General features: G+C 46.3%; 15 protein-coding genes. 10 read left to right on the top strand and 5 right to left on the bottom strand.

The features are described from left to right. Position 1 precedes the first annotated feature (1 nt). Complete coding sequence (locus V1498_RS13600) at positions 2-943, bottom strand: sugar-binding transcriptional regulator (protein ID WP_409294253.1); 942 nt, start codon at positions 941-943, stop codon at positions 2-4. Between the two features lie 187 nt (positions 944-1,130). Here V1498_RS13600 and V1498_RS13595 point away from each other — a divergent pair, with 187 nt between their 5' ends. From V1498_RS13595 to lsrB, 4 genes are read left to right on the top strand one after another with little or no spacing between them, the layout of a single operon-like run. Beyond that, positions 1,131-2,618 (top strand): sugar ABC transporter ATP-binding protein, encoded by a 1,488-nt coding sequence (locus V1498_RS13595; protein ID WP_409294252.1) that lies wholly within the window; start codon positions 1,131-1,133, stop codon positions 2,616-2,618. Beyond that, positions 2,615-3,607, top strand: a complete 993-nt coding sequence (locus V1498_RS13590; protein ID WP_409294251.1) for an ABC transporter permease subunit — start codon at positions 2,615-2,617, stop codon at positions 3,605-3,607. The genes V1498_RS13595 and V1498_RS13590 overlap by 4 nt, the downstream gene beginning before the upstream one ends. 5 nt (positions 3,608-3,612) lie before the next feature. After that, positions 3,613-4,608 (top strand): ABC transporter permease, encoded by a 996-nt coding sequence (locus tag V1498_RS13585; protein WP_409299287.1) that lies wholly within the window; start codon positions 3,613-3,615, stop codon positions 4,606-4,608. 11 nt (positions 4,609-4,619) lie between these two features. Continuing rightward, positions 4,620-5,672, top strand: a complete 1,053-nt coding sequence (gene lsrB / locus V1498_RS13580; RefSeq protein WP_409294250.1) for an autoinducer 2 ABC transporter substrate-binding protein LsrB — start codon at positions 4,620-4,622, stop codon at positions 5,670-5,672. Between the two features lie 47 nt (positions 5,673-5,719). Here the strand turns inward: lsrB and V1498_RS13575 are convergent, their stop codons facing one another. Continuing rightward, the gene (locus V1498_RS13575) at positions 5,720-6,319 is read right to left on the bottom strand and encodes a YdcF family protein (RefSeq protein WP_409294249.1); all 600 of its coding nucleotides are present in this window, start codon (positions 6,317-6,319) and stop codon (positions 5,720-5,722) included. A gap of 397 nt (positions 6,320-6,716) precedes the next feature. On the opposite strand from V1498_RS13575, the gene nagE reads away from it, so the two are divergent. Next, positions 6,717-8,162 (top strand): N-acetylglucosamine-specific PTS transporter subunit IIBC, encoded by a 1,446-nt coding sequence (nagE, locus tag V1498_RS13570; protein WP_409294248.1) that lies wholly within the window; start codon positions 6,717-6,719, stop codon positions 8,160-8,162. 253 nt (positions 8,163-8,415) lie between these two features. Continuing rightward, positions 8,416-8,922, top strand: coding sequence for a HEAT repeat domain-containing protein (locus V1498_RS13565; protein WP_409294247.1), 507 nt, complete (start codon positions 8,416-8,418; stop codon positions 8,920-8,922). A gap of 139 nt (positions 8,923-9,061) precedes the next feature. Here the strand turns inward: V1498_RS13565 and V1498_RS13560 are convergent, their stop codons facing one another. Next, positions 9,062-10,258, bottom strand: coding sequence for an MFS transporter (locus V1498_RS13560; protein WP_409294246.1), 1,197 nt, complete (start codon positions 10,256-10,258; stop codon positions 9,062-9,064). Between the two features lie 180 nt (positions 10,259-10,438). Next, positions 10,439-11,056 carry an NUDIX hydrolase gene (locus V1498_RS13555; protein WP_409294245.1) on the bottom strand — a complete coding sequence of 206 codons (618 nt, stop codon included), beginning with the start codon at positions 11,054-11,056 and terminating at the stop codon, positions 10,439-10,441. Positions 11,057-11,291: 235 nt separating this feature from the next. Between V1498_RS13555 and V1498_RS13550 the strand changes: the two genes are divergently transcribed. From V1498_RS13550 to V1498_RS13535, 4 genes are all read left to right on the top strand, one after another. Beyond that, positions 11,292-11,774, top strand: coding sequence for a GNAT family N-acetyltransferase (locus V1498_RS13550; RefSeq protein ID WP_409294244.1), 483 nt, complete (start codon positions 11,292-11,294; stop codon positions 11,772-11,774). Positions 11,775-11,978: 204 nt separating this feature from the next. Next, entirely contained in the window at positions 11,979-13,205 is a 1,227-nt protein-coding gene (locus tag V1498_RS13545) for an MFS transporter (RefSeq protein WP_409294243.1), read from the top strand. A gap of 172 nt (positions 13,206-13,377) precedes the next feature. Continuing rightward, positions 13,378-14,250: an ABC transporter permease subunit gene (locus tag V1498_RS13540; RefSeq protein ID WP_409294242.1), complete on the top strand. Its 873-nt coding sequence runs from the start codon at positions 13,378-13,380 to the stop codon at positions 14,248-14,250. Between the two features lie 115 nt (positions 14,251-14,365). Then, complete coding sequence (locus V1498_RS13535) at positions 14,366-15,328, top strand: ABC transporter permease subunit (RefSeq protein ID WP_409294241.1); 963 nt, start codon at positions 14,366-14,368, stop codon at positions 15,326-15,328. A 443-nt stretch (positions 15,329-15,771) separates the two neighbouring features. Here V1498_RS13535 and V1498_RS13530 read toward each other — a convergent pair whose 3' ends face one another. Further along, complete coding sequence (locus tag V1498_RS13530) at positions 15,772-16,131, bottom strand: YciI family protein (RefSeq protein ID WP_409294240.1); 360 nt, start codon at positions 16,129-16,131, stop codon at positions 15,772-15,774. Positions 16,132-16,166: the final 35 nt, after the last annotated feature.

Below are 16,166 nucleotides of genomic sequence, written 5' to 3'. Positions count from 1 at the left end.
TTTATTCTTTTGCCTCCTTTTCCATAAGAGTCAGTGCCGTCTGTTCATCGGTGATCAATGTGTTGATATAGCCGCCTTTCAGTGCGCCGTATATGGCATCGGTTTTATTCCTGCCTCCGGCGACACCGATGACATTATCCGCCTTCTTCAATTTCTCCAGGGAGATGCCAATGAGCTGTTTATGGTGAGGCAGATGAAGGATATGGCCATCCCTGTCAAAGAATTGCCCTAATATATCACCTGCTCCTTTTTGGCTCTTTATATAGGCCATATCTGAAACAGTCATCTTTTGTTCCTTCACGATCGTGGCATCAGCCGAAAGACCGCCTATTCCAACAAGCGTGTGCGTGCACATGCCTGCAAGCTGCAAAATGCTCCCCACGGAAGGCTCCGAGAGAAGGCTGTCAGCCATTTCCTGTGACGAGGCAAGGAAAGGAGCCGGCACCATATGGATCCTGCCGCCAAATTTGCTGAGTCCCGGGTTCATTTCATGCTGATTTTGGAAATAATGATTGACTCCTCCTGTCAAGGTGACAATGGAAACCTTGTCAGCAATATGGTTATTCATGGACTGGAGAGTCTTTGACACTGCTTCGCCCCAGCCGATGCCAAGCATATCTCCGTCCTCCAGTCTGTTTTCCAGGAATTGAGAGGCAGCCTGAGCAAGTGAGCCGGGAAGATCTTTATTCACTGTAGGAATGATATAGGCATTTGAGAGGCCGAAGAATTTGATGAAATCGCATTCGGTGCTCAGGCAGTTCATGCCGCTTCCTTTAATGTTGAACTGGACGATTCCGTCGCTCCTCGCTTTTTCAAGCAGGCGGACAACCTTGTTCCGGGACAGCTCGAGAATATCGGCTATTTCATTTTGGGTGAGATTGTTCTTGTAGTAGTACCAGGCAGCTTTAATGAGAAGATTTTCTTCGAATGCAGAGCCTTTCATGCCTCACGCTTCCTTTCAACAAATGACGGTTGCTACAACATATGACCATCATAGGCTCATTATGAATCCGAAAATTTTACCGCTGCGTCCGGTTCTAAGGTGGATGAATGGCAGATAAAATGCTGTAAGCAGATTCAACAAACGTTTAGAGGCATGAAAAAAGTTGAACGAAAAGGCAGGTGGATATATGGACAAATCACCCTTGCTGCGTTTGGAGGAGATATGGAAAAAGTTTGATGGAAACACAGTATTAAAAGGGGTCAATCTCACGGTTGAAAGAGGCTGTATACATGCGCTTGCAGGGGGAAATGGGGCAGGGAAATCCACCCTGATGAAGATTATCACCGGACTGTACCGCCCTGACTCAGGGATAATGGAGGCGGCTGGGAAAAGGGTGTCCTTCCACACCCCCGCAGAGGCACACAGGCATGGCATTTACCTTGTGCCTCAGGAACCGCTTATTTTTTCGCATATGAGTGTGAGAGAAAATGTCATAATCGGGCTGAAGGGTTCTGCGGGGGAATGGGGCCGCAAAGCCAAGGAGCTAGTTTCTAGTCTCGGCTGGACTATGGATTTATCGAGGCTTGCAGGCACCCTTTCAATAGCAGAACAGCAGCTGGTGGAACTGCTACGGGGCTTGATCAGGAATTCAGAGCTCCTGATTCTGGATGAACCAACATCCACCCTGACTCCCAATGAAATAGAAAGTCTGTTTAGCACCGTGAAAAATCTTTCACAGGCAGGAAAAGGGATCATCTATATCACACATCGGCTTACCGAAATCCTTGAGCTGGCAGATGTGGTTACCATCCTGCGTGATGGCAGGATAGCTGCCCATGACCGTGCGGCAAAATTCACTTACAGCCGGCTGGCCGCCAGTCTTATGCCGGAAGGGGCGGTTCCTGCAAAGGGCAGGGAAAAGGCAGTATCCATGAAGAAGACAGCGGTATTGGAAATTTGCGGTCTTTCTGGTAAGCGTTTTCAAGATATCAGCTTTTCCCTGTCAGAAGGGGAAACCCTTGGGATTGCAGGCATTGTCGGAGCTGGAAGAACAGAGCTCGCTGAAGCAGTCATGGGAATTAGTGCGGCGTACAGCGGGGAAATCATCCTGGAAGGGGAGGAGATAACCTGCCTGCCGGTCCATATGCGGCTGAAAAAAGGAATGGTGTATGTCCCGGAAGACCGCCATGCACATGGCATTTTTGCTGAAGCCTCGATTGCGGGCAATATTGCCTCCACTACACTGGGAAGGATGAAAGGAAAACTATTGCTCTCACGAATGGAGACGGAGCTGGCAGAATCCTATATGGGGAAATTGAAGGTGAAAGCGGAGAGTGCCAGGCAGCCTGTCTGGTCGCTTTCGGGAGGCAATCAGCAAAAGACCGTCCTGGCGAAATATCTTGCAGCAGAGCCAAAGGTCATCATACTGGATGAACCTACAAGAGGGATCGATGCAGGAGCGCGGCTTGATATATACGAAATCATCGAGGATTTGAAGGAAGCAGGTCACGGTGTGATCCTGATTTCCTCTGATTTTGAGGAAATCATCAGCATCTGTGACCGGGCCATGATCCTGCATGAGGGGAAGCTGTCAAAAACACTATCAGGGGCAGATTTGACACTGGATAACATCACAAAAGCATCATATGGCGTTACGGGGGAGGAAGCCGAATGAAATACGCATACGTGCTCCTCCGGTTCCGGGAGGCATCCATTCTTTTCATCCTGGCTCTATTTATCCTGACTATCGGGCTTATTAATCCTGTCTTTACCTCTGTTGATACATTATCCATGATTATGAAATCAAGCATGATCCTCCTTATCCTCGCCATCGGGCAATCCTTCGTGCTGATCACAGGGAATATTGATGTTTCGGCCGGGTCGGTCATGGGACTGTCCGCTGCCATATGCGGAACCTTGCTTTCTGGCGGGGCTGGGGCGGGAACGGCGATGCTCGCTGCCATCGCTGCAGCTGCGTTCATCGGTGCGGTCAATGGTGCAGGGGTGGTCCAATTCCGAATTCCGGCCATCATCATGACGCTCGGGACAATGGGCATCATCCGGGGCTGTATGCTTCTTTATACGGAAGGAAAATGGATTGAGGATATTCCAAACTCTTTTAAAAAACTCTCATCCTCCGAGATGATGGGCCTTCCTGTCCCGGTATGGGCAGGCATCCTGCTCCTTGCTGCCGCCCATCTTTTCCTCGCGCATACGAAGGGAGGCCGCTGCTTCTTTGCAGCAGGCGATAATGAGGCAGGGGCGAGACTCATTGGACTGCCGGTGAAGAGGGTCAAAATTCTTGCCTTCATCTTTTCCGGAGCATCTGCCGGTATCGCCGCCTGTATTTTTGTCATGAACATCGGCTTTGTGCCAAATGGTACTGGTACAGGGATAGAACTTCAGGTGATAGCGGCTTCAGTACTTGGCGGTGTGAGTTTGTCCGGCGGCCTAGGCTCACTGCCAGGTGCTGCCTTGGGAGCGATTTTCCTTGAAGCGATCAACACTTCACTCGTGTATCTGAAGATACCGGCTTATTGGAATAATGCATTATCAGGTGCCTTGCTTCTCCTGATTGTGGCAGGTGACAGCCGCCTCCAGGGATATCTCAGGGGGAAAGACCAAGCGGCACTCAGGAAAAACAAGAGGAGGGAGGGACCGTGAAGAAAATCAGACCATTCATCCGCTGGGAATTCTTTTTGATTCTCCTTCTGCTGCTGGAACTTATGGTGTTTGGAATCATCAGCCCGGGATTCATGAATCTGGGTAATCTCCTATTCAGCATGAATGATTTCATGTACATCAGCATGGCTGCCATTCCCATGACCCTCGTCATCATTACAGGAGGCATTGATGTTTCCGTAGGCTCCATCATGGGCTTGTCATCCATCCTTACCGGGGTGCTTTGGAAGGAAGGGGTGCCGCTCACACTTGCTGTATTGGCTGCATTGACTGCCGCGATCGCTGCCGGTCTGCTGAACGGTCTGATTATCACAGCAGCCAATGTCCAGCCGCTTGTCGTCACTCTCGGCGGCATGTTTCTGTATTCCGGTATCGCACTCGTCATATCCGGGGGATCAAAGGCATCCGGATATGAAGGCATCACTGGTTTTCCAGATGCCTTTTCAGGAATGGCCAACGGAAGCCTGCTTGGGATACCGAATCCGCTCTGGTTCTTAGGACTGCTGACCCTTATTTTCTGCTGGCTTCTGCACTACACCAGGTACGGACGAAGATTGTTCCTGACAGGCATCAATCCAAAGACGGCCCATTACAGCGGAATCCGGGTGAAGCCGGTCATCATCAGTGCCTATATGCTGAGCGGCCTCGGGGGCGGTCTCGGGGGTGTCCTGCTGACTTCCTATTTCAGTTCAGCCAGGGCTGATCTCGGGTCGGAAGCGGTCCTGCCGGTCATTACAGCAGTTGTCCTGGGCGGTGCCAGCATCCTCGGAGGTCAGGGAACCATTGCCGGAACGGTGCTGGCAAGTATGGTGGTCGGAATCATGCAATACGGTCTGCAGATGGCTGGCCTTGCCAGCGAGCAGGCGGGCATTGCGATCGGACTGCTGCTGATCTTTACGGTATTGCTCAGACAAAGCAGGATTAAAGGGATATTCAAGGCTTTGGTAAAGCATGACAAAACGGCATCAAATCTAAAAGTATGAGGAGGATCACGATGACACATAAAAAAGTGCTGAATCTAATGATTGCTCTTATTCTAATAGGAAGCCTGGCTGCCTGCAGCAACAGCAGCAGCGGAACGGAAAAGAAGGACAGCAAAGATGTGAAGCTCGCGTTCATACCAAAACTGACAGGAGTGGGGTTCTTCACCTCCGGGGGTGAAGGTGCCAAGGAAATGGCTGATAAACTCGGGGTGGAACTGAAGTATGACGGTCCATCTGAAGCAACGGTTTCCGGGCAGGTTAAATATATCAATACCTTTGTCAACCAGGGTTACGATGCCATCATGGTTTCCTCAACATCAGTCGACGGACTGTCTGCAGCACTCAATCGTGCCAGGAAAAAAGGTGTAAAGGTTTTGACCTGGGATTCAGATGTAAACCCTAAGGATCGATCGTTCTATATCAATCAAGGAACGCCGGAGCAGCTCGGACAGCTGCTGATTGATATGACAGCTAAACAGATCGGCGATAAAGGGAAGGTGGCTTTCTTCTATTCCAGCCCTTCTGTAACAGATCAAAATCAGTGGGTGACTGAAGCTAAAAAGATCATTGCCGATAAATATCCAGGCTGGGAAATCGTAACTACCCAATATGGAGAGAATAATGCCCAGAAATCATTGTCTGTCGGCGAGAGCATTCTGAAAACGTATCCGGATATCAACGCGGTAATCTGTCCTGATGCCACAGCACTGCCAGCGATGGCACAGGCAGCAGAAAATCTGGGTAAGGCAAAAAAAGTAGCCATTACCGGTTTTTCAACTCCAAATGTTATGAGGGACTTCGTAAAAAGGGATACCGTCCAGCAATTTGGTCTGTGGGATGTGAAGCAGCAGGGAGCCATCGCGGCTTACACCGCCTATCTGATGACAGTCAAAGAAAAAGGTTTGAAGGTAGGGGACAGCTTTGAGGTCCCAGGCATTGGGGAAGTCAAAATAGAAGACAACTCGATCCAGGGCTATGATTATAAAGCGGATGACAGCGGAATTATTCTCCTGCCGGAACGAGTCATCTTCACCAAGGAAAACATCGATAATTATGATTTCTAAGAATCAATGAAATACACCCCGGCTTTCATGGGAGCCGGGGTGTATTTTTATAGATCGATATTCTCATCAGAAAGGGCTCCCATTTTGACATAACTGATCAGCTTTTTAGATTCGGCTTCCACACGCATTCGTCCCGTTTCACTCGTCTTCCAATTTTTACTGGTGCTGTCATGAACAGGGCAAAGAGTATAAGAAATCCAACCTGGCATATAGGTCTTCATTGTGATATGCAGCCTTCTCATATGAAAGGCAGCCGTGACGACGATCAGTCTGCCGATCGTATGCAAATGGAATTCCCGGTCCAGCACAAGCAGGGAAGCGAGGACATTTTCCTTTGTATGAAGGGATTTATCTTCAATTAAAATATCTTTTTCAGGAATGCCGAGTGCTTCAGCCCTGTTTTTCAGACAGACTGCCTCGGGGAATTCGTCACCCGGCCATGTCACTCCTCCGGAGAATAAAATCTTGCCCGCCCGGCCGGATTCATAGAGCTGCACGGCTTTTGGCAGCCTGTAATGGACCGCCTTTCTGCTGCCGGCCACAAAGATACAGTCCCCATTTCGATTGTCATCCTTCATGTTTTTAAATAGAAGTCTATCCATCTGGCTGTCTGTAAGATTTTCACTGTCAAGCTCTGATATTAGCATGCGCCACCTCTGATAAACTTTTTTAGCTTTATAGTAACTGCTGCCATTTGGAAATGGCTGTAATCCTTTGCTGTATATTATTGTCGAAATAGAATATTTGTGTCTGAACGGGTAATCACCCATGTTCACTCGGCCTTATCTGCTGCTTTTTCTTGTACTGTCCTGTGATATTAGGCATTTAGACTCACAATAAGGAGAATCCTTCTGGGTATTAATTCTTGAAAAAAGATAAATCTTATTGAATATTTGGAATATTAGTCATTATAATTAAAATAGGCACGTCTTTATTTTCATTATAGAATTATGCTTATCATGCCAAAAGTGGGGGAGGATCGATAATTTCTACTATTCTATGCCTGTACGATTATAGTATGATGTTACACGGGGGGAATTTACAATGATGAAATATTTACAAAGAATCGGCCGTTCCTTGATGCTGCCGGTAGCAGTGCTTCCTGCTGCTGCAATCCTGATGGGAATCGGCTATTGGATCGACCCGTCAGGCTGGGGTGCAGACAGCCCGGTTGCTGCCTTCTTGATCAAGGCTGGATCATCCATAATTGATAACATGAGTATCCTGTTCGCGGTGGGTGTCGCGCTCGGTATGGCGAAAAACCGCGACGGTTCTGCCGCATTGAGTGGTTTGGTCGCTTATCTCGTAATCACTACCCTGCTTTCTACGAATTCAGTAGCGATGCTTCAGGGAGTGGAACCTGATAAAGTCAATGCGGCATTTGGCAAAATTGGAAACCAATTCATCGGTATCCTTTCAGGTCTGGTTGCAGCATCGATGTATAACCGCTTCAGTGACGTTAAACTGCCGGATGCACTGGCCTTTTTCTCAGGAAAACGCCTTGTGCCGATCATGTCTGCAGTGGCCATGCTTTTCGCTTCATTAGTTCTATTCTTTGTTTGGCCGGCTATTTTCACCGGGCTCGTATCATTCGGTGAAGCAATCAGTAAGCTTGGTGCAGTTGGCGCAGGCCTTTACGGCTTCTTCAACAGATTATTAATCCCGACAGGACTCCATCACGCATTGAACTCCGTATTCTGGTTTGATGTGGCGGGAATTAATGATATCGGAAACTTCTGGGCAGGAAAAGGGGAAAAAGGTGTAACAGGCATGTATCAGGCCGGCTTCTTCCCAATCATGATGTTCGGACTTCCGGCAGCAGCGCTTGCCATGTATCATACAGCGCGTACGAAGCAGAAGAAAACTGTGGCATCCCTGATGCTTGCTGCCGGTTTTGCTTCTTTCTTCACAGGTGTTACAGAGCCGCTTGAATTCGCGTTCATGTTCGTTGCTCCGGCACTTTATCTGGTCCATGCTGCATTGACAGGTATTTCCCTGGCCGTGGCAGCCATGTTTAACTGGACAGCAGGCTTCGGCTTCAGTGCCGGCTTCGTCGATTTCGTATTAAGCTCAAGGCTGCCGCTCGCGAACCAGCCGTACATGCTGATCGTGCAGGGCCTTGTGTTCGCCGTCATCTACTACTTCCTATTCAGGTTCCTTATCACCAGATTCAATCTGACAACTCCAGGACGTGTTGAGGAAGCAGATGAAGCAGTGGCTGCCGACACCAAAACGGGTGACAGCAAGTTTACTGCTATGGCTGCAACCATCTACGAAGGCCTTGGCGGCGATGAAAACGTCACTTCTGTAGATAACTGTGTTACCCGCCTCCGGGTTGAAGTCAAAGACATGGATGCAGTTGATAAAAACAAAATCAACTCTGCCGGAGTACCGGGCATCAATGTAGTCGGACCGAACTCCATCCAGGTGGTTGTCGGGACTTCCGTTCAATTCGTCGCAGACGAAATCGAGAAGATCCGCAAAAAATAATAAGTTGAGAAAACCAGCTTCCATGTTAAGGGGGAGCTGGTTTTTTTAAATGTATTCATTACCAGTTCTCCGGTCAGGCTGGCAAAGGTACCTGTGGATCCGGTTCACCATCATTACCCTTTATAGATAGCTGTCTGAAGATGATTGATGCTTATTTCGGATCGCGGCTCCTTTTGATAAATTAAAATTACCTGATTCAGAGTTTCATCCTTCCCTCGACTGGAACCATAAAAAAGAAATATGGAGTGAAATCATGAATGTACAAGCAGTATTAATAGATGCATTAATGAATGAACGTTTAGAGGAAGCAGCAAGTTTGTTAGAGAAAGCAGGACAAATGAAAGACAAAGAAGCAGTGCCTATTCTTATAAATTATTTAAAAAGCACAGAAAATCATAATTTACGAAATTCAATTGCCTTAGCACTTAGCGATATTGGAGATGAAAAAGCAGTTAAGCCATTAATTGAAATGATAAATGATCCCAAAACATTAGGACATAGGGGTTCATTGTTATATGCTTTAAAACCCTTTGATTGTTCAGCCTATCTGGAAACGTTAATTAAGCACCTTCTCACAGGAAACCTTGAAGTCCAATTAACCTCTTTTGAACTAATTGAAGAGAACGTCCATTCTCCTGTAAGAGATGAAGTTTTATTGAACTCCATTTTAAAAGTGAAAAATGAACTTAGTGAAATAGAGCGAAAAAAGGATCTATTTACAGAAGCATTGGAGACGATCTGTACACTAAAAGAGGTCTAAATTCGACTCCATTTTCATTCTGCCTGAAGAGAAAAAGAGGACCTATTGCAAGGTCTTATTTTAGTCATCTACCAACTGTTACTATAAATTAGCTTTTAAAGCAGGTTGCTGCTATAAGTTGAACGTCATGCTAAAATTTTCATGAAATACTTTTATGTTCTGTTTCTTCTTCAAAATACCTGGATCCGCTCGGATTAAGGACCAGCCATATTTGCAGAATACTCAGCACCAGCAATAGGGTCGAGGCAGAAATGATACTGTACCTGACCGGAATGATGTCACCTGTAAAACCAATCAGCAATATAAATAGAATCTGGAGAAAACTTTGAAAGGTACCGTAAATGCTGGAAATCCGCCCCATCATGTGAAGCGGGACGTTGTATTGGTAAAACGTCATAAATCCGGTGTTCGAAAAAGAGTTGAAAAAACCTAAAACCATAAATCCAACAGCCACGCTCCAGAATGAAAATGAAAAAGCATAGATGAGATATCCGGCAGACACCATTAAATACCCAAGGGATAACAGAGCTTTTATGGACAGCTTATCGGCCGCAAGTGAAACAGCGGCTGCTCCTATAATAGAACCCACTCCGGTCAAACTTATGAGGAGGCCGAATTGTGTTTCCGATAAATGCAATACCTTTTGCGTAAAGACAACCTCTTGAGCATCCATTCCCAGTGCCACAATCATAAAGAACTGAGCCAGGAAGTACACCTTTACTATGAAGGTATTGCTTTGACTGAAGGTAAATACTTCTTTCCAGTCGCTCCGTAGTACTTTCAGATTAAATTTGGTTACTGTGTGTGCCTGTGCAGTGACATCTGGCAAAAGATACATCAATACCGCCGATACAAGAAAGGAAACAGCATTTATCCATATGGATATATGAACAGTGGCAACGAGCAGCAATGCTCCTGAAATGGCAGGACCAATCAAAAAAGCACCTGAAGTGATCAGGCTTCTGAAAGAATTGAATTGCTTTCGCCCTTTCTCAGGAACAACAGAGGTAATATAACTTAGTGCCGCAGGTTCAAAGAAAGCTTTTGAAATCGAGAGGAAGAAAAGACAAAGATAGATGAGCCAAATAGAGCCGAGGAACGGGATGACTGCGACCAAAACCGCCCGAATGATATCTGCTCCAATCATGATTCTCCGGATGTTTAAACGGTCAATTATGCTGCCAGACCAGAACTTTGTTAACATCGCAGCTACAGGGCCTATAATCCATAAACCGGCCACAGCCGCCGCTGAGCCCGTCAGTTTTAATACCAAAACATTTATCGCTACCAGGTAAATAAAATCTCCCAGGGTTGAAATGCCCAATCCGAATAACAATAAATATGAATTCTTCTTTTGTAAAAAGGCTGATTGACTGATACTAACACCCCATCTAATAAATACTCATACCTTCTTTTTCTACAAAAATATGTAATTCACCTGTAATTAGCTTCATTTGTCATAAATCATTCAAAAAGCTTCGGAACAGGAAAAGTCATTTCCACACCAGTGAAAAGATCAATCAAAATAGACAGACTCTTGTGGGTTATGTAAATGTTTAAATATCATTTGAATCTGTGACTCCGTATTTCTGGCTGCCGATAATGGCGGCAAGTCCCTTTCAGTGAAAAACTGAACGGCACTCGTTTCAATACCTTCTTTTGGCTGCCCGCCAATAATTTCACATTGGATAAATATTTTATACACGTGATAGGGTGAAGGTGGATGAGGATGACATTTCTTGTCCATTACAGCAATCATCTTTAAAGCTCTAACATCAAACCCCGATTCTTCTTTCGTTTCCTTTACTGCCACTTCTCCTGGAGTTAATCCAATATCTCCCCAGCCTCCAGGCAGCGACCAGCCTCCGTCAGTGTTTTCTTTCACCATCAAGATTTTATTGTCTCTAAATACAACAGCCCTGATATCGGCTTTTGGTGTTGCATAACCGGTTTCATTTGCAAAAAGACCTTTGATAATTTCATAGTTTGAATCTGTTTGCTGCGTCATCATTTCAACACTTATGTTTCTTATTGACTCAAATCTTTCCAGGTCATACACATCCTTAGAGTAAGTTAACCCTGCCTGTGCTATGGATTGCAGTTGTTTTGCCCATTCCAGCCATTTAGGTTCCAAGCCTTAAACACCGCCTATTAATTTTTACCCAATTTTACCACACAGTTCGAAAATTTAACGGCTTCTTCGGAAACACTTTGTCCCCGTCTGGGTACAAAATTCATACTTATATAATCGATTAAAACAAGTTAATATATTTTTATAACCGATGAGAGAAAATCCAGTACGGTTCGGAACTCCGATTTATGGAATATAGCCGGGGGAAATTTATGTATGTACGGAAGGGGTATATCAGATGGAAATCAGAATGGACGACCTGACAAATCCAGTGGTGCAGGAGCTGATCAGGGAGCATCTGCAGGGGATGCAGGAAAGTTCCCCGCCCGAGAGCATCCATGCGTTAGGGGTTGAAAAATTAAAACAGCCCGGTGTGAGTTTCTGGTGTGCCTGGGAGGGGAGCGAACTGCTTGGCTGCGGGGCTTTGAAGGAGCTGAGCCCCGTTCATGGTGAAGTAAAATCCATGCGCACTTCATCCCGGCATCTTAGAAAAGGCGCAGCCAAGAGGATGCTGCAGCATATCCTGGATGAATGCAGCAATCGTGGCTACAAGAAAGTTTCTTTAGAAACCGGGTCGATGGAAGCTTTTGCCCCGGCAAGGAAGCTGTATGAAAGCTTTGGCTTCCATTATTGCGGCCCTTTTGCTGAGTATGAGGAGGATCCGAACAGTTTTTTCATGGAAATGGAATTACATAACAAGGGGAAAAGGGATAAGAGATAAGAGGGCCGTCAGCTGCCGGCAGGTTACCTATTAGAATGGCTTTCGCGATTAATAAAATGGTGGAAATTCCTTTATTCTTATATTCTTAGACTGCCAGCTGTGTGGGCAGTCTTTTTTTTACATCTGTTTAAATCCATAATATGGTATATTTTATTAGTATGAAAATTACAACACATCAATTTGCCTCATAGGAATGGTGTTTATATGAAGAAGTCTGCTTTTTATCAATATTTGATTACAAATACGTGTTCATCGCTTGGTGACGTGGTGTACATCATGGTATTCACCACCACGCTTTATCAGCAGACAGGGTCTGCCTTCATGGCGTCCCTGCTGCCGCTTTTAAGGGGGGCTGCCGGTCTTGTGGCAGGCTTTACTGCTCCACTGCTGCTTCAGAAGTGGAAGTTTACAAGCCTTCTGCTCTGTTTGCCAGTTATGAAAACAATCCTGCTTACAGCTATGATTATTGGCTTTATGCCATTGACGGACAGAATGTATTTCCTGGTTATTTGCATCAGTATGCTTGCCCTCCTGGAAGGGTGGACATCGCCGCTGCTCAGCTCGGTACTTCCGAGGGCCGTAGATTCGAGCCAGCTTGTAAAAGCGAACAGCTTACTTTCCACTGCCGGCCAGGCTGTCCAGATTGCCGGGTACACATTCACAGGATATGCCGTGGTCACCCTGGGAGAACTGCCTGTGCTGATTGCAGCAGGTGGCTTTTACTGGATTTCTTTGCTTTGTTTGTTTTTTCTGATTAACGGGCTCTCAAAGGATGAAACTCCGGTTGAGAAAAAACCTGGTTTGGCGGCCCTGAAAGAAGGATGGGCGATTCTCTGGAACAACCGTACACTTAGGCTTGTAACGATTATGGACTGTATGGAAGGCATTGCCGGCACTATCTGGGTTGGGGCGATCACCCTTGTTTATGTGAAGGAAGCACTGAACTCCGGGGAGCAGTGGTGGGGCTATATTAATGCCAGCTATTATGCTGGCGCTATCCTGGGAGGAGCAGTAACCTGGTTATTTGCAAGCAGGATACAGCGCCATCTTGTTGCAAGTATGGCGATCGGCTCTCTGCTTTTCAGCATTTTCACGCTTTTGTATGGTTTGAACTCCTCTCCTGCAGCCGCTCTGATTCTCTGCGCTGCAATGGGACCTGCCTATCAATTGAGGGACACGGCCCAGCAGACGGCATTGCAGACAGGGATTGAATTGAATGCATTGCCCCAGGCTTATGCTTCCCGGAACATCCTTCTGTCGGCCATTTCTAGCCTCTCCATCGCTCTTGCCGGCTTGACAGCGGATATGCTTGGTATACGGATGGTTTACATACTTGGCGGGATCTTGATTGCTTCCTCGGCAGCTTTATCCTTTATATTGCTGAGATACCAAAAGGAACGCCTGGGGAAAGGTGTAAATTTCACAGGGTGAACTACTTGGAAAAATCAGATGACCTTATTGACCAGAGAATGCCTGATATGTGATGAGCCTTGGTTAAAAATGAAAAAAGGAAACCATGCTTTTCTTTTCTTAGGAGAAAAATAATTGCGAATGTCTTGGCCCTGATAAGTGGACAGGCCATTCGCATTATGGAGGAAGTTACATGTTAATCCGGATTTTTAATGAAGTGATTGTGACCGTCTGCCAATTTATATTAGCCTGCCTGGGGATTCTCTTGATTAGCGGACTGCCGGCACTATTCCAGGGCATCCAAGTCGACTTTCCCGCCTATCTTCACCTGTTGAAAGAGCTGGCGGAAAGTTTTATGCATGCCGATGAGGCTGTCTATCATGTCGGCAATCGGGAAAAACCGTTATTTCCTCAAATATTTCTTCATTACCAGGAATCGATGCTGGTGTTCGCAAGTGCGCTAATCATCACCTTCATCACAGCCCTTACGGTAAGTTTCCTTGCAGTCCAGATGCCCAAAAAGGCACTTGCAGCAATCAAGGCTGTGATGTCTGTGTTTGAGTCGCTGCCGGATCTTCTCATAATCCTTAGCCTGCAGTTCTTAATGATCCTTTTCAATAAAAAAACCGGAATCCTCGTTTTTAATCTTGCCTCGTTCGGAGCAGAAAGGAGTCTTGCCCTTCCCATCATCAGTATAAGCATTCCGGCTTTTTTCCTGTTTTTCCGTATTATGATTCATAGTTTGGAAGATGAGATGACCAGGGACTATGCCGTATATGCCCGCTCTAAGGGAATGAGCACTCCGTACATACTGCATGTACATATCCTTCGGAACATGTTTTTCAGCTTGTTTCATTACTCCAAGACTATCATCTGGTTCATGCTGACCAGCTTGATCATCGTTGAGCTTCTATATAATGTGAATGGAATTATTTCGTTCCTGAAAACTTATATCAGCCCGGAAGTTTTTGCAGCAGTCATGTTTCTGCTGTATCTGCCCATGTTTGTCTTGTTAAAGGTTTATCATGTATGGATTCCATCAGCGGTGAAAGGGGAGAGGGATTGAATTTAGGATTACAGACCGTTCAGAGAACCGATGCTGCCGGGCTTGGCAGCTGTAATGTGTTTAAAGTAATATCCAGAATCAGGGTCAGACCCTTGGAGAGGAGTGGGAGCTCAGCATGATCAGGAGACTGTTAATAACAAAAAGGTTTTTGGCCGGGACTGGATTTTTAGCCTGTCTCTTAATTGGAAGTTTCGTGTGGGAGCGGCTGGCTCAAGGTGAAATCAAAAAGGTGACTGGCTATTATGAAGATGGACAGGTGATTGCGAGTCCCCCATATCCGCCATCACTCGAGTTCTGGCTCGGCTCTAATGAATATGGATATGATTTGTTCCAAATGCTCGTCTATGGAGCTAAATATTCCATTGGTGTGGCGTTCCTGACAGCCGGCCTGCAGCTTGCTGGCGCCCTGGTGATCGGAACGCTGCTCGGTGGGTTCCTTTCTCAGTGGATTAAAAGGCTGGAACCGCTTTTTGACAGCTTTTATGTAGTACCAACCACGCTGATTGCCTTCTTCATTCTTAGGATCGTCCTCTGGATGCCGCAGGGTGGATTTCAGGAACCCTTCTGGCAGCGGGCGCTGTTTGAGATCTTGCTTCTGGTCCTGCTGGCACTGCCGGCATTGACCATCTATTGCGCCAAGGAAATTAAAAAGGAACTCCAATCTGAGCACATAGAAGCTGCGAGAGTGCTCGGTGGAAGCAGCCTGCATATACTCGCTGTACATGTATTTCCAGCCACATTCCAAAAATGGATTCTGCTCTTTCTCCAGCAATTCACACAGGTTTTACTGCTGATGGCTTATCTCGGAGTCTTCCAGCTCTTCTTTGGCGGTACGTTTGTGGATTATAATCCGGCCGGCGGTGTCCCTCCAGCCTCTCTTTCCAATGAGTGGGCAGGAATCCTTGGAAACAGCTTTCGGGAATTTACGATCCATCCATGGCTCGTGATGGGGCCGGTAATATTCATGTCTGCTGCAATCCTGGCAGTTAAAAGCATGGCGTCGGGCATTGAAAGAGCCTATGCTGAGCGGAAGAGAATCAGGTCTGTTGAAAGGGATGCAGCGGGGGAAGGGGTTTAGAAGGGTGATTTGAGGAGGCTGCTTCATTGAGTGTATTCAAATACGGAGGCTTACAGGGACCAGATGATGATAGACCAAATAAGTCCCCCAAAATGACTAACAACAGCCTGAAAACAATCAAAATGCATCAAAATTTGTTCCATATTATCTCAACTCGGATTAAAAGCAGCATAAACCTAGATGCGGGGACCTAAAAAAGGTACCATTATAAACCGTTACCAGCCAAAATGAACACTTTACTCGCTGGCCTCCCTCATTTACTCGCCAAAATATTCATTTACTATCCGAATAGGAATTTTACTCGCGGAAACAGCAGTTTTACTAGCCGAAACAACCATTTTACTCGCCGAAGTGGAATCAGGAATAACCCGGTCAGCAAGTGGGAATGCCGGCCGGGATCAGGCAGCTGCATAGACTTATTCCCGAGCAGGAATTCCGCCCTGTTACGGCATCTCAATCACTTGGCGCAATTCAATCTGACCTTCACCATTTCCTTGCGGGTCCGGCATCCGCATCGCCCAATGAACAGCTTCTTCCCTCGACTTCACATCCATCAGGATGAATCCGGCTGCTAAATCCTTCGATTCTGTAAATGGCCCATCTGTTACTATTGGATTTCCTCCTGATTCGGGAAATGAAATGCGTATTCCATTGGAACTTGGATGAAGTCCTTTAGCCGCAATCCGGACACCTGCCTGTACTAATTCCTCATTATACTTCTTCATGGCTTCCATGAGTTCAGGACTCGGAAGGTTTCCTGCTTCCGAATTCTGCGAGGCTTTGACGATAAGCATAAACAGCATAAAATTATACATCTCCTTTTTCCAGACAGATTCCG

Origin of the sequence: Paraperibacillus marinus (genome assembly GCF_046237605.1) — a bacterium.
GTDB lineage: Bacteria > Bacillota > Bacilli > Bacillales > DSM-1321 > Paraperibacillus > Paraperibacillus marinus.
This window is presented reverse-complemented; position numbering and strand designations above follow the sequence as displayed.